The sequence below is a fragment of the Azospirillum tabaci genome (genome assembly GCF_014596085.1).
GTDB lineage: Bacteria > Pseudomonadota > Alphaproteobacteria > Azospirillales > Azospirillaceae > Azospirillum > Azospirillum tabaci.
The window spans coordinates 1-24439 of record NZ_JACCJY010000053.1; the positions used below are offsets into that span (position 1 = coordinate 1).

Annotated in this window: 21 protein-coding genes; all 21 read left to right on the plus strand. The window is 67.5% G+C overall.

The genetic code is table 11. The features are described from left to right. Window positions 1-357, plus strand: a 357-nt coding sequence (locus H0B54_RS28570; protein ID WP_211109618.1) for a hypothetical protein, incomplete at its 5' end; no start/stop codon positions are given. Between the two features lie 64 nt (window positions 358-421). Next, window positions 422-1741 (plus strand): phage major capsid protein, encoded by a 1320-nt coding sequence (locus tag H0B54_RS28575; RefSeq protein ID WP_188263157.1) that lies wholly within the window; start codon window positions 422-424, stop codon window positions 1739-1741. Window positions 1742-1821: 80 nt separating this feature from the next. After that, complete coding sequence (locus H0B54_RS28580; protein WP_188263158.1) at window positions 1822-2235, plus strand: discoidin/SUN/FTP domain-containing protein; 414 nt, start codon at window positions 1822-1824, stop codon at window positions 2233-2235. Next, window positions 2235-2597, plus strand: a complete 363-nt coding sequence (locus H0B54_RS28585; RefSeq protein WP_188263159.1) for a hypothetical protein — start codon at window positions 2235-2237, stop codon at window positions 2595-2597. The genes H0B54_RS28580 and H0B54_RS28585 overlap by 1 nt, the downstream gene beginning before the upstream one ends. Before the next feature lie 5 nt (window positions 2598-2602). Next, window positions 2603-2839: a hypothetical protein gene (locus H0B54_RS28590; protein WP_188263160.1), complete on the plus strand. Its 237-nt coding sequence runs from the start codon at window positions 2603-2605 to the stop codon at window positions 2837-2839. Between the two features lie 2 nt (window positions 2840-2841). Further along, on the plus strand, window positions 2842-3480 hold the full coding sequence (locus H0B54_RS28595; RefSeq protein ID WP_188263161.1) for a hypothetical protein: 639 nt from the start codon (window positions 2842-2844) through the stop codon (window positions 3478-3480). A gap of 3 nt (window positions 3481-3483) precedes the next feature. After that, the gene (locus H0B54_RS28600; protein ID WP_188263162.1) at window positions 3484-3816 is read left to right on the plus strand and encodes a hypothetical protein; all 333 of its coding nucleotides are present in this window, start codon (window positions 3484-3486) and stop codon (window positions 3814-3816) included. Window positions 3817-3820: 4 nt separating this feature from the next. Next, entirely contained in the window at window positions 3821-4285 is a 465-nt protein-coding gene (locus H0B54_RS28605) for a hypothetical protein (protein ID WP_188263163.1), read from the plus strand. A 2-nt stretch (window positions 4286-4287) separates the two neighbouring features. Further along, window positions 4288-4506: a hypothetical protein gene (locus tag H0B54_RS28610; protein ID WP_188263164.1), complete on the plus strand. Its 219-nt coding sequence runs from the start codon at window positions 4288-4290 to the stop codon at window positions 4504-4506. Window positions 4507-4583: 77 nt separating this feature from the next. Then, the gene (locus H0B54_RS28615) at window positions 4584-6074 is read left to right on the plus strand and encodes a phage tail tube protein (protein ID WP_188263165.1); all 1491 of its coding nucleotides are present in this window, start codon (window positions 4584-4586) and stop codon (window positions 6072-6074) included. A gap of 142 nt (window positions 6075-6216) precedes the next feature. Next, entirely contained in the window at window positions 6217-6621 is a 405-nt protein-coding gene (locus H0B54_RS28620; protein WP_188263166.1) for a hypothetical protein, read from the plus strand. Between the two features lie 47 nt (window positions 6622-6668). Beyond that, on the plus strand, window positions 6669-7007 hold the full coding sequence (locus H0B54_RS28625; protein ID WP_246472949.1) for a hypothetical protein: 339 nt from the start codon (window positions 6669-6671) through the stop codon (window positions 7005-7007). Between the two features lie 43 nt (window positions 7008-7050). Continuing rightward, window positions 7051-7752, plus strand: coding sequence for a hypothetical protein (locus H0B54_RS28630; RefSeq protein WP_188263167.1), 702 nt, complete (start codon window positions 7051-7053; stop codon window positions 7750-7752). A gap of 8 nt (window positions 7753-7760) precedes the next feature. Continuing rightward, a complete protein-coding gene (locus tag H0B54_RS28635) occupies window positions 7761-15980 on the plus strand; it encodes a transglycosylase SLT domain-containing protein (protein ID WP_188263168.1) in 8220 nt (2739 codons plus the stop codon). Between the two features lie 2 nt (window positions 15981-15982). Continuing rightward, entirely contained in the window at window positions 15983-19453 is a 3471-nt protein-coding gene (locus tag H0B54_RS28640) for a tail fiber domain-containing protein (RefSeq protein WP_188263169.1), read from the plus strand. Window positions 19454-19512: 59 nt separating this feature from the next. Next, entirely contained in the window at window positions 19513-19959 is a 447-nt protein-coding gene (locus H0B54_RS28645) for a hypothetical protein (RefSeq protein ID WP_188263170.1), read from the plus strand. After that, entirely contained in the window at window positions 19959-20207 is a 249-nt protein-coding gene (locus H0B54_RS28650; RefSeq protein ID WP_188263171.1) for a hypothetical protein, read from the plus strand. The genes H0B54_RS28645 and H0B54_RS28650 overlap by 1 nt, the downstream gene beginning before the upstream one ends. An 11-nt stretch (window positions 20208-20218) precedes the next feature. Then, the gene (locus tag H0B54_RS28655; protein WP_188263172.1) at window positions 20219-21721 is read left to right on the plus strand and encodes a hypothetical protein; all 1503 of its coding nucleotides are present in this window, start codon (window positions 20219-20221) and stop codon (window positions 21719-21721) included. After that, the gene (locus H0B54_RS28660; RefSeq protein WP_188263173.1) at window positions 21721-22566 is read left to right on the plus strand and encodes a hypothetical protein; all 846 of its coding nucleotides are present in this window, start codon (window positions 21721-21723) and stop codon (window positions 22564-22566) included. The genes H0B54_RS28655 and H0B54_RS28660 overlap by 1 nt, the downstream gene beginning before the upstream one ends. Window positions 22567-22575: 9 nt before the next feature. Continuing rightward, a complete protein-coding gene (locus H0B54_RS28665) occupies window positions 22576-23910 on the plus strand; it encodes a hypothetical protein (protein WP_188263174.1) in 1335 nt (444 codons plus the stop codon). 95 nt (window positions 23911-24005) lie between these two features. Then, window positions 24006-24439, plus strand: a 434-nt coding sequence (locus H0B54_RS28670) for a hypothetical protein (protein ID WP_211109619.1), incomplete at its 3' end; no start/stop codon positions are given.

A 24439-nucleotide genomic window follows, 5' to 3' on the forward strand; every position in this document is an offset into this window, starting at 1 on the left:
GCGGCGTGGCTCGATGGCGCCGATGCCTTCGAGTGCGGCTTCAAGGATCTGGACGCGGCGACCGATGGCTTGCAGTCGGAGGCGCCGGCCTCCGGCGAGCACGAGGAAAGCGCTGGCACCAAGGCTGCCGGCGGTAAACCCGGCAAGCGGGCCAAGGCTGGCCGGGTCCTGTCGGCTGCCAACGAATCCGCGCTGGGCGAGGCGAAGACCGCCATCGAGGCGGCGGCCGGGCAGATCGACTCCGTGCTCGAACAGTGCCAGCAGGAGGAGGGCAAGGCCGCCGGAGGCGATGCGACCCCCAGCCTGCACAAGTCCATCGCCCTGGCGCAACTCGACATGCTGCGCCTGCGAGCCTGAACCACGAGATCCCGCGCGAGCGGGCGACACAGCGCCATCGGCGCATCAAGCAATGGAGTAGGGTATGAACAAGAACTCGCTGCTCGCCAAGCGCGGGGAGCTGCTGGATGAGGCCGAAAAGCTGATCGACGGCGCCACCAAGGCGCTGGAAGGCGATCAGCTGAAGCGGTTCGACGCGATCAAGGCCGAGATCGGCCAGATCGACGCCCAGGTCAAGCAGGTCGATGATGTCAACGCGCTGAAGGCGGCCACCGCGACGCCGGTGACGCCGGGCATTGCCGCTCCGGCCGTGCTGCGCGGCGTCGAGGACGTGAAGCCCGAGAAGGGACACGTCTTCGCGGCGGTCGTCCGCTCGTTCGCCTGCGCCAAGGGCAACATGGACGCCGCCCTGAAGATCGCCAAGGATGCCGAGGACGCGCATCTGCAGAAGGCGCTGATGGCGTCCGAACCGGGAGCCGGCGGTTTGCTGGTGCAGCCGGAGGTGGCTGACGACTTCATCGATGTGCTTCGGCCCCGCGAGGTCGTCACGCCGATGGTGGACGACGTTCGGCCGCTCGACGCCGGGGCGCTGAGCATTCGCCGCGGCACCTCCGACGCCGTCGCCGCGTTCAAGGGTGAAGGTCAGCCGGCGAACGTCAGCCAGCCCGGTACCGGCAGCGTCTCGCTGGTGGCGCGCGAACTGTCGGCCATCGTGCCGATCAGCAACCGCCTCCTCCAGTTTACCCAGCGCAACAGCCGGGCCAACCGCGCCGACCAGATGGCGCTGAACTCGCTGGTCCGTGCGACCGCGCTTCGCAAGGATCTGGCATTCATCCGCGGCGACGGCACCAACAACACCCCGCGTGGCCTGCGCAGCTTCGCGGAGGAGGCGGGGCAGGTGTTCCAGGCGAACGCCACCGTCAACGTCGCCAACATCGACGGCGACCAAGCCAAGCTCCTGACGGCGCTCGCCAACGGCAACGTCCAGATGCTGCGACCCGGTTGGACCATGGCGCCGCGCACCCGCATCTTCCTGGGCAGCCTGCGCGACGGCAACGGCAACCGGGTCTATCCGGAGTGCTACCAGAAGCAGGCGGACGGGCGGCACTACTGGGGCGGTTACCCGATCCTGGAAACCACCCAGATCCCGATCAACCTGGGGGCCGGCGGCAACAAGTCGGAAATCGGCCTGATCGACTTCGCGGAGGTGGTCCACGGCGACGTGGAGGGCGTCATGATCGACATGTCTTCGCAGGCGACCTACTTCGACGGGCAGGCGTGGCAGAGCGCGTTCCAGAACTCCGAGACGCTGATCAAGATCGACATGGCTGTCGACCAGCAGATGAAGCACATCGAGGGGGCCGCGTGGCTGACCGATGTCGCCTGGGGTGCCGGCGCCGGCTGATCGTTTCCAACCACTCTCTGAACTCGCGATCCAGGCGCCCTTTGGGCGCCTGTCGCATTTTCGCAAGAAGGAATCCGTTCATGGGCCTCTCCTACGCGACCATGCACAACATCGGGCAGATCGGCACCACCAAGCCGTCGCTCGCGCCGGCGGCCGGCACCGGTTCGCCGCAGAACGGCGCTGCCGTCGACCGCCTGGGCTATTACACCGGCATCGGCTCCGTCCAGTACAGCACGGCCGGCGGCGCGAACGGCGGTACGATCACCGCCAAGCTCCAGCACTCCGTGGACGGCAGCAGCGGCTGGGCCGATTACGGCGCCCCGGTCGTGAAGACGCTGACGGGAACGAACCCCAGCGGGATCATCGAGCTTCCCGTGAACCTCGCGGGCGCCAACCGCTACGTCCGCGTCGTGGCCGATGCGGACCCGACCGGCGGCACGCCGACCAGCATCGTGGCGGGCGCCATCGCCCTGTTCGGGAAGGACCGCATCTGATGAACATCAAGGTGGTCCGGCTGCTGCGCCGTCATCGCAGCAACAACGCGGGCGAGATCTGTGGCTTTCCCCAGCAGGAGGCCGACGCGCTGATCGCCTCCGGGTGCGCCATGCCTCTCCGGGAAGATGGTCAGGCGGAGGAGGCCACGGACGGTGTGTCGGGCAGCGACGGCAACGACGCCCCCGTTGCGGACGGCGAGGGTGGCGAACCCGCCGCCGCCCCGGCCCCCACGCCGTCCGGGACCGGCCGCACGATCGTGTCCGCCGGCAAGGGCCTGTACCACGTCGTGGCGGACGGCAGCTACCTCACGCCGAAGCCGCTGCCCAAGGCCGAGGCCGAAGCCCTGGCCGCGCAGGGGTAACCGCCATGGACGATCTGGAATATCGCGTCGGCAAACTGTCCCTGACCCCCGGCGATGCGCTGGTGGTGAAGTTTGGACGCACAGTCACCGTCGAAGAAGCGCGGCGCACCATCAAGGGGGTGAAGGCTGCCGTAGGCGAGGCCGTCCCGGTCCTGATCCTCGACAGCAGCGCTGAGCTGTCCGTCATGTCCAAGTCGGACATTGCCGGGCTGGACATCGCCACGGTGGGCAAGGAGGTCTGACCATGCCCAAGCTGATCGTCGCGCATGCGGTCGCGGACCGTTCGTTGGTCGACCTGTCCCGCGTGAAATCCGAACTCGGTATCACGGGGCCGGAGCAAGACGAACTGCTCCGTGCCTGGATAAAGGACGACAGCGACGCGGTGTGCGAAGCCTGCGGCGTCGCCCCTGACCAGAAGGGGCGACGCACCTTTCTTGCTGAAGAGGTTTCGATCAACTTCAGCGCGGCCGAGGCCGCTTCCGGCGCACTGGTGCTGCCGTGGCGGCTTCCCTTCGACCAGGATTCGCTGGTCGTGTCCATTGCCGGCACCGATATCGTCGCGGGCGCCTACACGATGGATGCAGGCGCGGGCCTGCTGAACATCGACGGGTTCGGCCGGTGGGGCGTTGCGGTGACGGTAACCGGGACCGTGGGGTGGGAGTTGCAGGAAGTCCCCGCGGTTCTCCGCAACGCGGTGGCCCGGCTGGCTCGCCTGCGCTGGGCGACGAAGCGGCGCGACCCGACGCTGAAGGCGAAGGAAGTCGAGGGTGTGGGCCGGGAAGAATACTGGATTGGTGGAACCGGCCCCAATGGAAGCTCCATTCCGGCAGACGTGTTGAGGGCGTTACAGGACGCGGGGCTTGCGGCTCCGAAGGGCTGGTGACCCGTGGACATCAGCGACCTGATCGACACCGACGGTGAGCTGATCGTGCTCAGCCGCTTGGGCAGCGTGGATGTGATCCTGAAGGCGAAGGTGACCGAGGTGGGCGCGGACACCCTGGCCGGGCCGGTGTCCCAACGGCGCTTTCGGATCATCATCGCCGACGAGACGCTGAAGGCGACGGCCTTTCCGGTCGCAGGCCCTGTGCATGGCGACCAGATCACCATCAATCCCACCATCGTGAACGGCCAATGGACGGGGGCCGGGACCATGCTGACCGTCGACCGGCCGGGTTACCGCGGCGTCGGCATCGGCTGGTGGATGGAAGCGAAGGGCTGAACGAATGGCAACGATTCACGCCTTTTCGGCCATCAAGTCGTTCATCGAATCGCGATGGCCGGACGCGACCCCGACAGAATGCCCGCTCGCCTGGGACAATGATCCGTTCACCCAGCCGCAGCCGCGTGGTCCAGCCCAAGGCTTGGTACCGGGCCAGCTTGCCCCTAACCACTGGGCGCGGATCATCATCGGCGGCGACCTGTGGGATCAAGAGAGCATCGGTGCGGGCGATCCGACTGATGAGCGCTGGGACGAAACGGGCGAGCTGATGGTGATCGTCTTCGCCCCGACCGGGACCGGCAGCGCGACCATTCGCGAGCTGCTGACCGCCTTCGCGGAAATGTGCCGCGGGCAAGACACCGGCATTGTCGAGTTCCGCAGCATTCGTTTCGACCCCATCGGAGCCAAGGACGACTCCGGCAACTGGTGGGGCATGACCATGACCATCGACTGGACCAGGAGAGGATGAAGATGAGCGAACAGGAACAGGAGCAGAAGCCGACCGTCGTGAAGGGGTTCAACACCCCGTCGCGGCGCTTTGCCGTGGGCCAGCCGGTCGCCCCGCAGGACATCGACGGTCCGGTGTCGTTCGACCGCTTGGTGGAGCTGGAACACATCGCCCTGCCGAAGCCGGCCAAGGCCGGGAAGGGCAGCAAGGCTACCCCCGCCGAGCCCGACGCCGTCGCCTGACCGGCCCACCCCCAACAGCGCATCACCGAGCCGCCCCCTGGGCGGCTTTTTTCATGCCCGGCTGAAAGGAGCCGCCTATGACCAGTACCAACCGCGTTCGCCTGACCGGCGTCGCCGAGGCGACCTACGGCGTCACGCCGAACACCCCCCGCATGCGGAAGCAGCGCGTCACCTCCATCGGTCTGGCCCGCAAAGCCGACTATGTGGACTCCGACGATCTGCGCGACGACCGCCAGAACAGCGATCCGACGATGGTCGGCGAGAGCAACAACGGGTCGCTGGGCATCGAGTGGCATTATCCGGTGCCGGGCAGCCTCCTCGATTCCGAGATTGAGTCCGCCTTCTGCAACCCCTGGATCAACGCCCCGTCGCGCGACAACGACGGCACCGCGGCCAGCGTGATCCAGAGCGTCACCGCTTCCACCCAGGTCGTCGCCGTCGCGGCCGGCGCCGCCTTCGTGACCGGGCAACTGGTCTACTTCACCGGCTTTGGGCTATCCGGCAACCGTGGCAAGCTCGCCAAGGTAACGACCGGCTCCGCCACCGTCCCCGCCTTCCTCGGCGCCGGGCTGGTGGACGAGGCGTCGCCTGCCGGCGCCGCCCGGATGAAGGTCGTCGGGTTCGAAGGTGGCGCCGCCGATATCAAGGCGGTGGCGGACGGTCTGACCTCGGAGGTGGGTGGCCTCGACTTCACCACGCTCGGCCTGACCATCGGGGGCTGGGTGAAGGTCGGCGACACCGCCACGACCAACCGCTTCGACACCGCGGGCACCAACGTCTATGGCCGCATCGTCGGCATCGCCGCGCGCAAGCTGACGCTGGACAACCTGCCGGCCACCTGGGCGGCCGACACCGGCGCCGGGAAGCAGATCCGGGTGTTCACCTCCGACGTGATCGTCAACGGCGTCCAGAAGCGCGGCGTGACCCTGGAACGTGGCTTCATGGGGCAGGCTGTCCCGACCTACATCGCCCAGAACGGCAACCGCGTGAACACGCTGGAGTTCGGCGGGCAGGCCAAGCAGAAGGCGACCGGCTCTGTCGCATTCATGGGCCTGAAGGGCGCCAAAGGACCCGTGTCCCTGGACGACACGCCCGACGAGGCGCCGGACAGCGCCGCTTATCCGGTCTTCGCCTTCTCGGCCAATTGCGGCCGCATCGGCGAGGGCGGGCAGGCGCTGGGCAAGCCGAACTACGCCAAGGCGGTGAAGTTCACCATCAACAACAACCTGCGTCCCATCGAAGCCTGTTCGAACGGCGACGACACCGCCCCGGCTCCGGTGGACATCGAGGACGGTGCGTTCGACGTGGCCGTGGAACTGGACACCTACTTCGGCAACGGCGACCTGCTCGACAAGGTGATGGCGGGCACGGCGACGTCGCTGAACACCCGCCTGGAAAAGGGCGGCAAGGCAATCGTCTGGGAAGCGCCCCGCCTGACCCCGCGCGAGGGCGACCCGAACGTGGCGGGCAAGAACCAGGACGTCATGCTGCCGGTGCGGCTGACGGCCAGCAAGGACCCGCTGACCGGCGTCCAGCTCATCCTATCCCGCTTCGAGCTGGTCCGCTGACGAGACCCCGACCGACCACGGGAACGAGGCTGCCGGCGACGGCGGCATGACGGCACGCGCGAGCCGGGGCGGCGGGGCTTGGTCGGCCCGCCGCCCACCCATCGCGCATCACCGACCAACGACCAATTGGAGCTTTTTCATCATGGCGAACCTGAAGTCCCTGAAGCGCAGCGAGAAGGCCACCACCGAAGGCGTGTGGAAGCGTCCGAGCCTGGACATCGACCTGGAGGTGCTGTGCCGCGCCCGCGGGGACAGCTTCCACGACAAGCAGGCGTCCCGGCAGCGCAAGGCCGCCGTCAGCTTCGGCGGCGACGCCGAGAAGCTGCCGGTGGCGATGAAGCGCAAGATCAACACGCGGACGCTGATCGACGAGTGCCTGATCGACGTCAAGATGCTGGACGACGACAAGAACCCGGTCAGCTTCGAGGAGTTCTGCGAGTTGATCCTGTCGCCCGACTATCCCGACCTGACCACGGCGGCATTCACGGCGGTCGAGATGGCGACCGCCGAGCGCGAGGCCGACACCAAGGAAGCCGTGGGAAACTAACGGCGGCTCTCCTGGACCACCTCCACCGCAAGAAGGAAAACGCCCACTTGTTGGCCGAGCTTGCGGAGGAGGAACCGGAGATCGCGGCAGAGGTGGCGGCCCGCCTGGAGGAGCAAGGCGAAGCCGTCCACCCGCAACCTTGGTGCGTCTGGGCATGGCGGGCATGGCACGTCCTTACCGACGACCGCACGTGGCGGGGCGGCGGCATGGGGCCAGCCACGCCATGCCGGATTCCCTGGTCGGTCATTGTGGCTTACGCCGACCGGCACGGTCACGACTCCGACCAACTGCTCAAGCTGATCCACGCCATGGACGAGGTGTTCCTCGAATGGATTGCGGAGCAGATCAAGGCCAACCAGAACAAGGAAGGTACCGAGCTGGAGTGAGGCGAAGCCGTCTCGCTCCAGACGGCGCCGGAGGGAGCCGCCCATGGCTGGTGGTGCACAAGCGTTCCGGCGTCGGATCAACCTGTGGGTGGATCGCACCCTGTCTCCCGAGGCACAGTCCCGGCGGCTGGCCCAGCGCGCCCGCCAGGAGCGGGATGCCCTGATCGCCAGCGGTCGGGCCTCCCCCTCCTACCGCGTGTGGGTGGACGGGCGCGAGGGCGTACCGGAGGAACTGGTGCAGCCGGCCAACGGTGGCCGGATCGTTTACCGCTTCAACAGCCTTGGCGCGGTCACGGCCTTCGCCCTGGCCTTCCTGATCGAGCGGTCGCCGCCCCGGTCGACGGCCCCGATCAACCCGAAGACCGGGAAGACGGCTCATTACCGGGACAGCTTTTATGTCGCGGTGAATGGGAAGTTCATCCCGGCGGCGACCTTCAACCCTGCCTCGGTCCCGCCCGGCGCGGAAATCGTGATCGGGAACACCCAGCCCTATTCGCGCAAGGTCGATGTCCAGTTGGTCGGCATGGAACCGCTGACGTTCGCGGTTCCCGCCGGCCTGTTCGATGATGCGGCCAAGGCGGTGAACGCTCAGTACGGCGATTTCGTGAAGGCTAAGCGCGTCTACAGCATGTCCTTTCCCGGCCAGTACCAGCTCCGCCAAGAGCAGTTCCGCAAAGGGCGCTCCCGCAGGCGGGAGGGCAAGCCGGTCGAAAGCCCGGCCCTGATTATCACTTCCCGTCGCTGAGGTCCGCCATGGCTCAAGAGCAGATCGAATCCCTCGTCGTCGGGTACGAGGACCACGCTTCCGCCGGTGCGAACGCCGCCGCCGCCGCGATCAAGCGGGTAGGCGACGAGGCGGTGGTCACCGAGGAGCGCGTTCGCCGGGTCAGCAAAAGCGGCGAACAGCTCGGGCGCCAGTACGGCGAGGTCGAGCGGCTGACCGCCAAGGTGGCGGCGATCACGCAGAAGTTCCGCCTCGACCTGGAGGATCTGGAGGCGAGTGAGCGCGACGCTGCCGAGAAGGCAAGGCTGCGCACTAACATCCTGGCCCAGCAGGAGATCGCCATCCAGAAGGCCACCACGGCGCATGAGAAGTGGGTGGCTGGCATTCGTGCGGCGGAAGCGGCGTCCACGGCGCAGGCCGCCGGGGCGGCGGCTGCCACCGCGACGGCGAAGTCCTGGGCCGGTGCCATGGCGCAGGTGTACGAGACGGCCACCACCGTCTCCACCGGCGTCAACGGCACCGCCCGCGCGTTGCAGGCCCTGAACGCCGACATGCGGTCCGGGCATGCGACCTTTGCCGAATGGGCTGCGGGCGCGAGGGCGCTGGAGTCCGCGTTGCGCGGCATCAGCGCCGCGCAGAAGGCGATCAACGACAACACGGGCGTCTCGCGCTCGCCGGTCAACACCGCCACCATAGGCGATCTGCGCTACGCCACCACCGGCAGGGGCGCCGGCAGCGGCAACACACTGTCGCTGGTCACCGGGGATGCCGAGGCGTCGGCCCGGCGGCTGAAGGACATCGAGGCGGCCTTTGGCGAGATGGACAGCACGCTGGAACGCTACCGGGAGGAACTCGGCCTCGTCGACGTCGCCCAGAAGCGCTACGAGGTGGGCCTTGCCGAACTGGAGGCGACGGTGCGTCGCGCCGGTCTGGCGGAAGAGGATGGTGCCGAGCTGCTCCGCGCCTATGCCGCCGCTCACGATCCGGCGGTGGCTGCGGCGAAACGTCTGGCGGACGAGGAAAAGGCGGCGCTCACCCGCATGTCGGCGGATTGGGACGCGGCGGTGCGCGACCGGGAGGCGACTGCGGCGATGATTATCGCCGACGAGCAGGCGACCGCCCGCGCCGCTGCCCAGACGGCGGCGGAGAACGCCAAGCTCGCCACGTCGTACCGCGCCGTGATGGCCGCGGTGGACCCGACCGCCGCCGCTCAACAGCGTTTCGACCAGGCGCTTTCGGACCTGCGCGCGGGCGCCGCTGCGGCCGGAAAGTCCGTGGAGGAACTGGCCGCCGACGAGGAGCGCTTGACCGCCGCCCTGTCGCCGGCGGCGCTTGCCGTCCAGAAGGAGGAGGCCGCGCTGCGGTCGCTGGTCGGCAGCCTGGACCGCACGTTCGGCGCCGAGGAACGCCTGACCGCTCAGCAGCGCCTGCTCGACCGGGCCATGACGGACGGCATCGGCGGAATTCGCCTGACCAGGGAGCAGCACGAGGCCCTTTCCGCCACGCTGCGCGAGCAGCACGCGCTTGCGACCCGCGCCGCCGCCAGCACAAAGCTGGCCGCCCACGAATCCCTCAATCTCGGATATCAGGTTCAGGATTTCGTGGTGCAGGTCGGAAGCGGGCAGGGGTTCCTTATCCCCTTGCTCCAGCAGACCCCCCAGGCAGTGGGCGCGGTGGGCGGCGTGACCCGCGCCATGGCGTTGCTCACCTCCACCACGGCTTTGGTTTCCATGGGCGTCCTGGCGGTGGCGGCGGGGCTGGCCTTGATCGGGATGCGCGCTGCCGAGAACATCTCGCAGACCCGAGAACTGACCCTCACCATGGGGGCATACGGCACCGAGGCGCAGGCCACTGCCGGCCATCTGCGCGCGGTGGCGAAGGAACTCTATGAGGGTGGCGCCGGGAGGTCGGAGTCTTTCGCGGTGGCAAAGGTGCTCGCTTCGACTCGCGGTGTCTCCGCGGCGATGGGGCGGGAACTGGCACTGCTCGGGTCCGACATGGCCGTGGGCCTGAACCAGTCGTTGGACGAGACGGTGAAGCAACTCACCGGGCTTGCCACGGAGGGCTATCCGGCGATCATGAAACTTCAGGAGGCAACCGGATTCCTGAACTCCGAGGAATTGGCGTCCGTTCGCATCATGGCGGAACACGGGCGCCAGTCGGACGCACTGGCCGTCGCGCTGACCGCTCTGCATCGTCGTTTCGACGGGTTGCGCAAGGAGGGGATGACGCCTGCCGGCGAGGCGATGCACGAGATCGGCAAGCAGTTCAACCGGATGGTGGACGCTGCGGCCAATTCCAAGATCACCATCGCCGTCACGGTTGCCATCTCGGAACAGTTCAAGGCCCTCGCGGACTTCATCGAGAACCCCAGCCTTGCTGGGATCGGGAAGGTGCTGGGGGCCAACCCGGTCCTGCGCTACTCGCCCGCCGGTTTGGTCGCAAACGCAGTCTTCAAGCCAGACGACGAGGCAGCGCTGAAGCAGAAGCTGGAAGAGGCCCGCGCCAAGGTGGCGCGGTACGAGTCCGACGCTTGGCTTGGCGGGCCGCACGGTGGATACCGGGCCAATTACCAGGGGCCGCTGGAGAGCGCCCGCGCTGAAGTCGCCAGCCTCGAACGGCGGGTCGACGCCGTGATGCAGAAGACCGCCGCCGCCTCTGGTGCCGTCACGAAGCCCGCCGGGGCCGTGCCAGCCCACCGTGCCGCAAATGACCTGTCGGACAATGATGCGGCCTTCATCGAGAAGAACAAGAAGGCCATCGACTACGTGAGCGGAGAGACGCACGCCTACGACCGCTTGTCCAAGGCCATGCAGGGGAACGCCGTTCAGCGCCAGATTGCCGCCGCTCAACTGAAGGCTGAGGACGAAATTCGGGACAGGAACCTGGAGGGTCAAAATGCGCTCAACCTGCTGACCGTTCGTCGGCGCGAAGCCCTGCTCCAGCTCCTGGTGGCCGTGAACGATAACACCCGAGCTGCGGCGGCTGAGGTCGCAGGCGCGGAACTGGTGGCTCGGGCCTATGGCGTGTCGTCCGCCGCGGTGCGCGAGGCGACAATCCACCAGCGGGCCTTGGCCGAGGTGGCGCGTGGCACCATCGAGCCGTACGACGCCATCGTGGATCGGCTGCGCCGGGTGGATGATGCCCAGCGCAAGGTCCAGGCTGCTCAGTTCGATGCCACCTTGCGCGATCAGACCGCCGACGCTGCGCGGCTGGCCGAGGCATGGGAGAAGGGGGCCGGCGCGGTGCGCGAGGTGACCCTTGCGAACGAGGTGCTGGCCGAGGCGCGCAAGCGCGGGCTGGACCCGACCCGCGACGCGGCGGAGATCCGCGGCATCGGCGAAGGCGTCCTCGCCCGCGACATGGCTCAGCGTGCCCAGCAGTTCGGGCAGATGGCCGCCGAGCAGCGCAAGGCGGTTGAGGCTGCGAATGCCGAATACGCCCTGCTCGGACAGAGCAACGCCGCCCGCGCCCAGCAGATCGCCATGCTCCAGGCCGCCAATGACTTGCGCTCGAAGGGCGCCGACCTGACCGATGCCGGAACCCGAGCCTATGTCGAGCAGGCCGGGGAGCTGGCGCGGGTAGACTCCATCCTTCAGGACGCGGCCCAGAACGCGGCCAACATCGCCGAACCCATCGGCACCGCCTTCGAGGATGTGCTGGTCGGCGCGACGGAGGCGGGGGAGGCCATCGAGGCGCTGGGCGAAGACCTGAAGCGCATCTTCGTCCGGCAAACCATCACCAAGCCGTTCGATACGCTCGTCAGCGGAGAGTTGACCAAGCTGCTGGCTGGTCCGGTGGCGGTGGCGAACGACAACACGCCGCGGGCGGCCAACGACAACGGCCTGTTGGATCGGGTCATCGGGTCGGTCAACGGTGGGCTCGGCAGCACCGCCAACAACGCCATGTGGGTCCGGGTGGCCGCAGGCGCGGCGGCGCTGGACATCAACAGCATGGCGACGCAGGCCCTTTCCGGCCAGCCCCTGCCGGTCGCGGTGAAGGACGCCGGGGATCTGGAAGGTGTGATCCAGGCGGCTTCCACCAAGTACGGGGTGGATGCCAACCTCATCAAGGCGGTGATCCAGAAGGAATCGACCTGGAACCCGAACGCATTGAACGGGTCCGGCGCTGCGGGTCTGATGCAGGTCATGCCCGCCAACTGGCGTGCCTATGGCATCACTAACCCATATGACCCGGCGCAGAACATCGAGGCCGGGACCAAGATCCTCCGCGAGAAGCTGGACCAAGCCGGCGGAGATCTCGCCGCCGCGTTGTCCGCATACAGCGGGCATGTCAAAGCCGATGGGTCAGCCTACGTAAAGACCGTGCTGGCTAACAAGGCGGCCTATGACCAAGCCGGGGCGGCGACGGTTGCCTTCGCGGGAACCCAGACCCAAGCCGCGTCGGTGACGTCGGTGTTCACCGCCACTCAGCGGGCCACCATCGACGCCGCGCTGGGCAATCAGAAAGCCACGGTTGAGGCTACCGACAAGCAGGACGCGCTGACGGACGGGCTGGGCCACTTCCGGGAGTCGTTGGAGGCGGAAGCCAAGTCGCGCGACGAAGGGATGAGGGCGACCCTGCAGCTTGCGGAGGCCCAGCAGACCGCGGCGGCGGGCATGGTCGGCGGCACGCAGGCGGCCCTTGGCGGCATCATGTCCCTGTTGGGCGGGATCACCGATAGCGGCGCTGTCTCGGTCGGCGGCAGCGTCGTCTCCGCCGGCGGGCCGCAGGGCATCGCTTCAGCGCTGGGCAGCGTGTGGAACGGGCTGTCCGGCGGTAGCTTCGGCGACAGCAGCCTTAGCGGGGTGAAGTCCTGGCTGAACTCGACAGCATGGGGCGGAAACGTCGCCTCCCAGACTACCCCCGTGGCGAAGGCTGGGAACGGCATGTTGGCCGGTGGCGAGGGCGCGCAGACCGGTATGGGGACCGTGGCTGCCACACCTGCGGTGAGTTGGGGGCAAGCCATCGGTGGTGCCGCGACGGCGGCCGGCGGCGTCATGCAGATGAGCAAGGCGCAGAATACGGGCCAGACCATCGGCGGGGCGGCGACGACTGCCGGCGGCGTCATGATGATGATTCCCGGCCTACAGGTCGTGGGCGGTCTGGTCGCGCTTGGGGGCAGCCTGATCTCCGCATTCTCGTCCGGCAACAGCCGGGGCGACCCCTACAGCGTCACCAACCTGTCGCTCAGCCGTGGGCGCTTCACGCGTGGCTCCTTCGCTGCCGACAACGACGGGGACCCGACGAAATGGAACGCCGCCGTTGAGCAGATCGCGACCAAACTCAACGGGATCATGGACACCTACGGCCTCATCGCCGGGGATCTCTCCACAATCGTCGTCGGCGAGCGGGACGCCACGCCGGAGCAGGCCATGCTCCAAGCCCTGCGCAGCCTGAAGTCGGATAACGCCGACGTGGCGTGGGTTCTGGCGAACGCGGTCGGCGACGACATCGACGCCGCGGTCAAGGCCATCGACTTCGCCAGCAAGTTCCGCGACACCGTGGCACTGTGGAACAGCGGCATGTCGTCCATCGTCGCGTCCACCCACCAGGGGACCGCGGCGGCGAACGCTTTCGGGAAGTCGATCCTCGAATTCCTGAAGGGCGCCGACAGCACCTACGACGTGGCGGCGCTTACCGCCAAGGTCGGCGGCAAGACAGGCAACGCCGCTCTCGACAAGCTCTTGGCCACCTTGCCGGGCTACGCCACCGGCACGCCCTCCGCCAAATCCGGCTGGGCGGTGGTCGGCGAGGAAGGGCCGGAGCTGGTCAAGCTGGCCGGCGGCGAGCGGATCTGGAACGCCCGTGAGAGCGCGGCCATGCTGGCAGGACTTGGAGAGGGGCGCGACGATGCCCTGATCCACATCCGTTCCACGGACGAGCTTGCCAAGATCCGCCGTGCCCTCGGTCACTCCGGTCGCGTCAATCCCTTCACCGGCCTCCTGGGCTTTGACGACAGCGACAGCGATAGCAGCGGCGAAAGCAACGGCGTCGCGGGCGGCGAGCGCGACACGCCGGGCAGCGGTACGTCCGCTGGAGCTACCGGCAGCGGGTATGGTGCCGATCACGGCGGCGGCGGTGGTTTCGGCGGCTTCTTGGACGCTGTGGCCGATGCCATCAACAGCCTGTCCAACACGGTCGCTGAAGCCCTTGGGCTGGACGCCAAGGAAGCCGCCACTCTCGGTGGCATGGTCGGCATCACCGGCATGGCCGCAATCGGTGGCATCCGCGGCTTCGCCGAGGCGATGGGAAAGGGGCTCGCCTCCGTGACCGGCCCCGGCGAGGCCCCCGCGGTGGCCGGGCCGGGGGACCCTGGCCTGTCGCCGACCGGTGGAGACTTCGCCGCGGCCGAGGCCGTGCTGACGAAGCTGCTCGACGCGATCAAGGACGATCCGACCGGCGCCGTGGCCAGCGGCGTGATGGGGGGGCTTGAGGCCGGGTCCACCGGCTACACCGTCGCCCAGATCGCTGGCGGCTCGTCTGACGCCTATCTGGCCGGTGTGCGCGGTCAGGGCGGCGAGGCCAAGGTGGCGGCGCTTGCTGAAGACCTGGATGCCGCCGTGCAGTCCATCGCGGCTGCGGGGGTGGCGATCCCCGACGTGCTGCGACAGGCGCTGGAGAAGACCAACGCTTACGCGGTCTCGCTCGGCATCACTCCGGCCAGCCAGAAGCGGGAAACGACCGAGCGTCTGTTCAATTCGGCGCTGGGCGAACATGGGCTGAGCACCGAGCGGTATGGCGAGGTGATGGGCGTTGTGCAGTCCCTGGCGGATGGCACGTTCAGCGCGGTCGGGAAGGACTTCCAGGCCCTCGCCGACGACATGGTGAAGTCGATGGCGGCGATGTCCTCCGCCGGCATGCAGGTGCCGCCGGCATTGGAGGCCGCCGAGAAGCGCATGATTGCCCTGTCCGCCGCCAAGGCCCGCATCGACGCCGAGGTCGCGGGGGTCACGGACACCGCCACCGACTATCAGAAGAAGGTCGCCCAGGCGCAAGGCTACTGGAGCACCGCTTCAACCGATCTCGTGAAGGCGATGCAGGCGGTCGGCTACGAGGGCGACACGCTGACCGCGAAGCTCGGCGAGGGACTGAAGAACGCGCTGAAGAAGCTGAACGAGGAGACGGCCAAGGCTTACAACAGCGACCTGAACAGCGTCCTGAACAAAGATTACCTGAACCAGATCGTCGCGATCAGGGATTGGCACACCAAGAACGGCCCGGACGTCAACAAGGCGACAGGTGACGACAACGCCGCAAACCGGATGTACGGCTCCCGCATGGACGCCGTTATGAAGGGGCTGAGCATTGATCAGCTTAACGACGTCATCACGTCGTCAGGTGACAACGTCGCAGTCGGCTATGCGCAGAGTTACCTTGTAAAAGCCAGGGCGTCCTTCACCGAAGACAACGATCTCCGGAAGATGAAGGCCCAGGTTGAGCTTGGGCAGGTCACCCAGGATGCCTACGACCTGCGTGCGCTCGAAATCCAGCAGCGGCGGGAGCTGGAAGGTGTGACCGACACGCTGGTGCGCCAAGAGCTGGAGCGTACTCACGCTCTCGAAACGCAGGCCGCCGCCCAGAAGGCCAACACCGCGGCCATGAAGCAGTCGGTGACCGATCTGGGCAACCTGCGCGACCAACTGCTATACGGCTCGGCCGGCGGCGGGACGGCCCTGCAGCAGCTCAAGGCGAACCAGGAGCGGCTGAAGGATCTCTACACCAAGGGCATGGCGGGGGACGGTGCGGCCCGTCAGCAGTATGCGACGGTCGGCCAGACCGTGATCCAACTCGCCCAGCAGGTCTACGGTACCGACGGCAATTTTGCAGCCATCAAGTCGGGGTTGCTTTCGGGCATCAACGACCTGCTGGCGGGACGGTCCTACGCCACTGGCACGGACAGCACGCAGGCTGGATGGATTCGTGTCGGCGAGCAGGGGCCGGAGTGGATGTTCCAGGGCGGCGGCGCTTCGGTGCTGCCGCACGGGTCCATGCCGCCCGTGGCCACCCTTGCGCCGGCAATGTCGTTCCGGCCGCCAGCCTCGAACGACAGCAGCAGCCAGCGTGAGGTGGTCGCGCTGCGCGCCGAAGTCTCGCGGTTGACCAAGACCGTCGAGCGCCTGACCGACATCGTGCAGAGCGGTCTCGGCCAGCAGGTCCAAGAGCAGAAGCGGACCACGCAAGAAACCTCGAAGGTCGGCGCCGCCCTGACGGCTCCAGCCAGACCGACCCGCCGGACAGTGGGGTAAGCATGAGCGTCGTCAAGATTTCCGATCTGCCGGTTGGCGTCACGCTGACCGGCAGCGAGGTGCTGCCCGTCGTTCAGGTCGGTGGCACGCGTAAGTCCACAGTAGGCGACCTGCGGGCTTACATGATCGGGTCAATCGATCCGGCGGACATCGGGGCCGTGCCGGTGGAACGGACGGTCACCGTGTCCGGCCTCCTGACCGGCGGCGGCAATCTCGGCGCCGACATCACCATCTCGATGGCGTCGCAGACCGGGCCGGTTGTTCTCGGTGTGGCGAGCGGCACCGCCTCGCCCACGGCGCTGTCGGCGCCGATGCTGGCCGTGATCACCGCTGCCAACGCGGCCGCAGCGCGGGTGTTCCTGGGTCTCGGCACCATCGCCACGGCCGACGCCGCGGCCTATGCCCTGGCCGGGCACCTCCATGCTGTCGCCACCACGACGGCCGCCGGGTTCCTATCGGCTGCGGACAAGGTCAAGCTCGACGGCATCTCGTCCGGCGCCAACGCCTATGTCCTGCCACCGGCCAGCATCTCCACCTTGGGCGGCGTGAAGGTCGGCGCCGGGCTTTCGGGGGCGCTGGACGGCACGCTCAGCGCCGCGGTGCTGTCGGTCGCGGGGAAGTCCGGAGCGGTCACGCTCACCGGGTCGGACGTCGGGCTCGGCGCCGTCGAGAACAAGTCGAGCGCCACCATCCGCGGCGAGCTGACGAGCAGCAACGTCACGTCGGCGCTCGGCTTCACGCCGATGAGCACCAGCCACCCGGCGGCGGCGATCACGGGCTTTGCCGGGTCAGGGTCAGCGACCACCGTTGCGCGCTCGGACCATACCCACGCCTATCTGCCGATTTCCGGCGGCACGCTCACCGGCTCTATGACGGCCCCGAGCCTCGTGCTGACCAGTACCGATCAAATCCGCATGAAGGCCTCAACGACGGCGGCGGGTTACGGGGTGGTCCACCGGCACGACGGCGACAGCTACTACATCCTTCTGACCAACAACGGTGACGCCAACGGCATTTGGAACGCGCTGCGACCCTTCAGGCTCGTGCTGGCGACGGGGCAGGTTCACATCCAAACGGGACTGACCCTCTCTACCCCGCTGACTTCGACGGTTGCGACCGGGACCGCTCCCTTTTCGGTGCTGTCCACCACCACCGTCACTAACCTGTCCGCAGATCTGCTCGACGGGCTGGACAGCACGGCTTTCGCTCTGGCGGGCCACACGCACGCTTATCTGCCGCTGTCTGGTGGCACACTGACGGGGGCCGTGTCGGTACAAGGCGCCACGTCGCTCGGCTCCATCGGCTTGATCGGTGGCGACGCGACGCACCCCGGCTTCATCGAGTTCCGCACCGGGGACGGCGTGCGGCGCGGCTACGTCGGTTGGTCAAATGGATCATCGCGTCTCCAACTCGCCAGCGAGAACGGATGGCGTTGGGACTTCACGGACATCGTGAGCTGCGGCGGCACGAACGTATCGCTGGAGGGCCACACGCACACGGCGTTCGGAGCGCTCGGCCTGTCCGGCGTCCTGACCAGCACCGTGGCGACCGGCACGGCGCCGTTCAGCGTCGCCAGTACCACGACCGTCACCAACCTGTCGGCCGACCTCCTGGATGGCTTGGACAGCACGTATTTCATGTCAGCTGGCGTCTTGCAGGGCGAGGGCGGCTACATCGCCGCGGGCATCACCTTTAACTATGGCTGGAAGCATCAGAGCGCGTCCGGCTACGGCTTCGCACTGCGGCATTCGGGCAGCGGTGGCGCCGCCAACACTGGCGGTCGCCTGGAGTTCCAGTTTTCTAGCGCCGCCTCGACCGGCGTCGGCTCGACGGCGACAATGGACCGCGTGTTCGCCTTCGACCGTTTGGGTCAACTCACCGTTCCAGCGCCAACCGGCACGGCACCGTTCGTCATCTCAAGCACCACCACCGTCACCAACCTGTCCGCCGATCTGCTCGATGGCCATCACGCCTGGGAGTTTCCACTGTCCATCGTCACCGCCGACGACATCACGGCTCGCGTCGGCTCCGGGTTCTATCAGACGGGCAGCGCTACCGCGGCTCATGGATGGCCGGAGACATCAGGCAACTGGTACCACCTGATTTCCTCGACCCATCACAACACCGCCAACTACTACGCCATGCAGTTCGCGGGTAGCTTCTTCGACTCCACGAAGCTCTTTTACCGGGCTACCAACGGGAGTGGAGCGACTGCATGGTTGCAGGTCTACACAAGCGGCAACCTGACCGGCGCTTGGCTTGGGCAGGACGTGCGAACGACGGCAAGTCCAACGTTCGCTGGCCTGACGCTGACCAACGCGATTGCGCCGACCATCCGCATGATCGAGGCGGACAACTCCAACCACTTCTGGGACCTGACGGTTGATAGCGGGGCCTTCTCCCTGCGCTATGACGCCGGGTGGCCACCCCCCTTCTTGCTCACCTCGTCGGGGCTGACGATCAACGGGTTGACCTCGACGAACAGCCTGCGGGTGGGACTGGGGGCTGATACCCGTGGTGACTTGACCGTACGGAACGGCGGGGCCGCCTACAGCGGCGGAGATCCAGGGGATGCGCGGCGCGGTGTTGCCATTACCAGCAACACGAGCGGGGCAGCCACCATCCTCTCCATGAGGAACCTGACCGACGCGGCGTTCCTCGACCTCGTTCAACAGAACGGGTCGCTGTCCGTCAACAAGTTCACGGGAAGTGGCTACACGACGCTTCTCTCCCTGTCCGGCGGCGGCAACCTGTCGCTTCTGGGCTCGCTGGCCGCGACGAGCGCGGTGTTTACCTCCGCCGACCAGATCCGGCTGAAGTCCGCCGCGACCGCCGCGAACTACGGCCTGATCCTGCGGCAGGACGGCAGCACCTTCTACATGCTGGCGACCGCCAACAACGACGCCGACGGCAGCTGGAGCGCTTTGCGTCCGTTCTACTTCTCGTTGGCGGATGGCGTGGTCGTGCTGGGCAACGGCTTGGTCGTGTCCGGGCTGTGCAGGCCCGGCGCCGACGCCGCTCTGGCTCTCGGCTCGGCCTCCTACCGTTGGTCCACCGTCTACGCCGCCACCGGCACCATCAACACGTCGGATGCCCGGCAGAAGACCGACCTCGGCGCCGATCCGCTGGGACTGGACTTCATCCTGGCGCTGAAGCCGCATGCCTACCGCTGGAAGAATGGGCGGCGTGTCCATACCGGGCTTTTCTCCCAAGAGGTCCGCGCCGCAGTGCCGGCAAACCTCGATTGGGCCGGCTGGACCCTCGCCGATCCGAACGACCAAACTTCGCTTCAGGGCCTGCGGCTCGACCAGCTCTGGGCACCGACCATCACCTCCATCCAGGTTCTGCATAGCCGCCAGCAGGACGCGGCAGCACGCATCGACCTGATCACCGAACAGCAGCAAGACGCAGCGGAGCGCATCGCCGCCCTTGAGTCCGAGGTCGCCGACCTCCGCACGCGCCTCGCCGCCTGACCCCGCCGCCCCGTGCGGCATTCGGCCAACCCGACCTTTCCCAAAACCCGAGAGGACCCATGAAGATCACCAACACCCAGATTGCGACTGCCAACGAGGCCATCGTCGCCCTGCTCGCCGCTCCCCGCCCTCCGAAGACCACCTTCGATCTGGTGCGCGCCAAGAAGCTCATCGGCGACGCCTTCAAGCTGTTCGAGGAGGCGCGCCACCACCTGCTGCGCAAGCACGCGGTGGTGGAAAACGACCAGATCAAGTTCGACCGGGCGAGCGGCATCGTCTCCTTCCCGAGCGACGAGGCGAAGGAGACCTATGGCCGCGAGTTCGCCGAGCTGGCCGCGCAGGAAGTCGACCTCGATCTGCCGACGCTCACCTTCGCCCAGCTCGGCACGGCCGACGTGCTCGGGACCGCGCTGCTCGCCCTCGACTTCATGGTCACCGATGACGAGGCGAAGAAGGACAGCCCCGCCGCGCCGAAGTCGCCGGCCGCCAGCGTGGAGGCCGCGTGATGCCCGAGACCACTTCGACCGAAGCCACCGCCCCGGCGATCGAGCCGTCGCTCGTTGACCTGAAGGCTGCGGCGCGGGAAATCCAGGACGCCCGCGACGCGCTCAATGCCAAGGTCACAGCGGCCCGCGCGCTCGGCGTGCAGGTCACCATCGGCATCACCTACGACACGTCGGCCTTGCCGACGCCGAGCCAGCCGAACGCGCCGTCCGTGGTGACGGTCTCCGCCGTCCTGCCCCTGACCGACTGAGGAGCACAGCCATGCGGCTCGCCCTGGTGGAAGTCGAGACCTACGCCGCCGGGGCACCGCTCTGGCGGCGGCTCTCCAACATGGCCTATCGCTGCACCATCGCCGGGCAGCGCGTGCAGTACGAACCGCGCCTGCAGGGGAACCCCACGATCACCACGACCATGGGCGTCGGCGCTTACTGCCGGCGCTCACGCGACATGGTGAGCGTGTCGGACATCAAGTTCGTGCTCAGCCCTGAGATCTACGACTGGATGGACGCCGTGTGGATCGGCCGTCCCATCCGCATCCTGTCCGGCGTCTCCGACATCGTGCCCTACGACGAGACGGTGATCGAATCCGTGGGCAAGGTGTCGGCGGTTGCGACGGGTGAGGATGGGGTGGTGACGATCCAGGCCACCGACCTGGGGGCCAGCCTCGATGTCGCCCTTTCCACCCAGGTCTACCCCGACACCGCGGCGGAAACGGTGCGGGGCCGCCCAGTCCCCTGGCAGCGGGGGCGGACGTTCAGCGTGGAGCCGGTGTGCGAGGACACGGCGGCCCGCGTCTACCGGGTTGGCACGTCCAACACCGACACCTTGGGGGTGCGTGTCGGCGGGCTCGACCGCACCAAGGTCACCGGGGTTCCGACGACTGGCCAGTTCCAGGCCGACCTTCCGAACGCCCGTTTCGCTCTCGGGTCGGATGCCAACTCGGACGTGCGGGCGGATGCGGCGGCTCCAGGCTGGGAGACCTACACCACCGCCGATCTGCTCAAGGATGTCGTAACGGAGGTGATCAACGCCAACCCGTTGGCCACCGAAGACGGCGACCCGGTGCGGACGGAGGACGGCTTGCTCATCGTCGGCGACTACGAGCCGGACGCGGTGAGCATGGCCCCGCTCGACGGGCTGCGCGCCGCCGCGCCTTGGCCGGTCGGCTACTTCGCAAAGGACTCGGTCAACCGGCTGGACGTGCTGGACGAGGCTGTGGCCGGCGTGCACGGCTGGTGGTCGGTCAGGCCCGATGGCCGGTTCGTTGCCGGCATCCTCCGAGCGCCTGGGGCGACCCCGGCCAAGCGGCTCGACAAGACGACGGTGCAATCGGCGCCGCTTAAGGAAATCATCCCCCCGGCGTGGCGCATCCGGGTGGAGCACAGCCGGAACTGGTCCCCCGCAACCAACCTGCTTGAGGGGCTGACCGACACCGCCGCGCGGTCGGCGCAGTCCGCGGCGGGACAGGTGGCTGAACCGTATCAGGATGCATCGGTGACGCTGGCACAGCCGAGGGCGGAGGATCTGCCGCTCATCCGCAGCTTCGTCAATGACGCGGCGGCCGCCATCGCGGTCCGTGACCTCTACACCGCCATGTGGGGCGTCGAGCGCCGGGTCTATACGGTCAAGGAGGTGACCGAGACCCCGCTGTCGCTGGACGAGGACGCCTTCCTCGACTTCGAATCGGTGCACCGGCCCGTGAAGGTCTGGTCGCGCACCATCACTGTCGGCGGCTCCGACGTGACCTATGAGGTGGTCGGCTGATGGCTCGCAAGGTCCTCATCTCCCGCCGGCACTGGACCGGCGCCTTCAGCGGCGGCGCCTGGGCGCTCCCGCTGACCAACCTGCTCAAGCCTCAGCCGCAGATCGTCGCCGAGGCCGCCTCGACCGATCCGGATGACAGCTGGTTCGTGATGGACCTCGGCGGCACGCGGAAGGTTGGCCTGTTCTACTTCGCCATGCTGCTGTGCTCGTCGGCTGGCCGGCTGTGGCTCCAGGCGAGCACCGAGGCGGATTTCAGCACCCCGACGTTCGACACCGGCTGGACCACATGCTGGCCGCGCGACAAGGAGCCGATGACGCAGGACCCTTGGGGCGTCTTCACCATCTACGGCCTGATCGACGCCGACGAATACGCTGCGCTGGGCTTCCCGCGCCTGTTCGTGCCGCCGGCCATCATCGACTGCCGGTACATCCGGATCCGGATCGACGATCAGACCGCATCCCGCCCTCCGGCGATCGGCACCTTCGTGGTGGCCGAGGTGTATCAGCCCGCGATCAACATCGCCTACGACTGGAAGATCACGCCGGTCGACAACTCCACCGTCGCCCAGGTGCCCTACGGCTCTGCCTTCTCCACCGTGAGACCGACGCAGCGGCGGCTTCAGTTCGGCCTCGGGTTCATCGAGCAGGAGGAGTTCATTGCCCAAGCGTTCGGGACTTTCCTGGTGAAGGGAAAGCACGCCCCGTTCGTCGTGGTGCCGTTCCCCGACGACGAACGCCACCGGGAGAAGACCGCCGTCTACGGGCTGCTCACCGACGATCCGGAATTCACGAACCCGTTCTTCCGGCGCTACGCCGTCACGCCGACCCTGCTGCAGCTCGTATAGGAGCGCTCCATGAGCTTCTCATTCAACCCGTTCGTCTACACGCTGAACGGTCACACCCGCACGCATCTCGATTGGGCAATGGACCCTGTCGGGCAGTTGGCAGGAACGGCGCGCGACATCGCTGTGACCATCGAGGCCTTCCGTGGCAACCTGCCCGGCACGGTCGGCAACGGCGTGGCCGACGACCGGGCCGCGCTGGTCAGTTGGGCGGCGGGCACGTCGCTGCGCCTGCTGGCCGACCCGTACAAGATGTCGAGCAACTATGCGATCCCGGAGAAGAACGTCCGCATCTCCATTGAGCCGGGCACCCGCTTTCCAGGGCCAGGGCTTTTCGACATGGGCAACCTTACCAAATACATCGGCGCCACACCGACCTTGGCCTATGAGGCTCTGTTCGCGACCGTAGACTCGACCCTGGCAGCCTACCAGCATGTCGTCGGGATCAGCAGCTTCCTGAAGGCCACCGTCGCCGCCGGCCCCGTGCTGGTGGCACTCTACGGCAATGCCGAGGCCGCGGTCGCTGGGGCCTCGGTGTTCGGCTCGAATTTTGGCGTCTTGGTCAGTGCCCCCGGCGCCACCGGCATCGCCTGCGAGATCGACAGCCACGTCACCGCGGCCGGCGACGGCTACGCCCTGCTGCTCAACGCGGTGGGCAGCCACCCCTCCAGGGCGGCGCTGGTCATCAGCAACAACGCCATCCCCTCAACCTTCGACGTCGGCATTTCATTCAATAACGCTCACAACGGCAACGTCATCACCGCAGGCGGCGACGCCATCCGCATGGGCGAGGGCGCTGTCGGCACCCTCCTGCGCTGCTTGGCCTCCTGCACGGTCGCGGAAATCGACATCCCGAGCTGGTGCGTCGGGCCGACAGTGGCAAACCTGAACAGCCGACTGCGCACCGATGGCAGTGCAGTGGGAACCCCGAAGCTGTGGGGTGAGGGGTCTGCGGGCATCATCTCGCCGATCATCCAGTCGAAGGGCGACAACAGCAGCATCTTCCTGAACGTCGGGACGGCAACGGTGCTGCGCGCCACCGGCTTGATTGTCAACGGCGACTACCTGAAGGTTTCCAACGGTACCGGCGGCGCCTTCGTCACCGTCGACGGAGCCAGCACCAACGCCGAGGTCCAGGTGGAGGGCAAGGGCAGCGGCGGGGTGAACCTGCTGGCCGGCGACAACACGAGCAAATTCCGGGTGTCGGTGGCTGGTATCGGCTTCTATGGCATCGCCCCGCAGCCCCGGCAGACCATCAGCGGATCGCGTGGCGGCAACTCCGCCCTGCTGTCGCTCCTCAACGCCCTCGACTTCATTGGCCTAATCCAGAACGGCACGTCCGCCTGACCACCCGCGACAACACTCCAACCCATCCATGATCCCGGCGCCCGCGAGGCGCCTTTTCTACGCCCGCGCCATGGCGCCGGGCCGCAGGAGGTCCCATGCCCGATCCATCGTCCGCCGCCGACGGCGGTGTCCTGTCCAACATCTATTCGCAGATCGCCGCCGGGGTCGGCGGCAGTCTCGTTGCGTGGCGACTGCTGGTGTCCTTCGGCCGCCAGGACCGGGCCGCGAAGATGGAGGCGGAGATCCGTGCCGACCTTCGCCAGCAGATCGCCGACCTTCGCGCGCAGGTGGTGCAGCTCCAAGCCAACATCGCCGACATGGCCCATGAACGGAACGAAGCCGTGAAGGTGCGCGGCCAACTCGAAGCCCGCGTTGGTATGACCGAGGAGCGGCTTGCCGCGACGCGAACCGAGCGGGACGAGGCCCGGACTGCGTTGGTCCGAGTCCAGCACGAGGTGGAAAACCTGATGGCGACGAACCAGCGGCTGGTCGAGGAGGCCGCGGTCGCTGAGGCTGAAGCCCGCGGGGC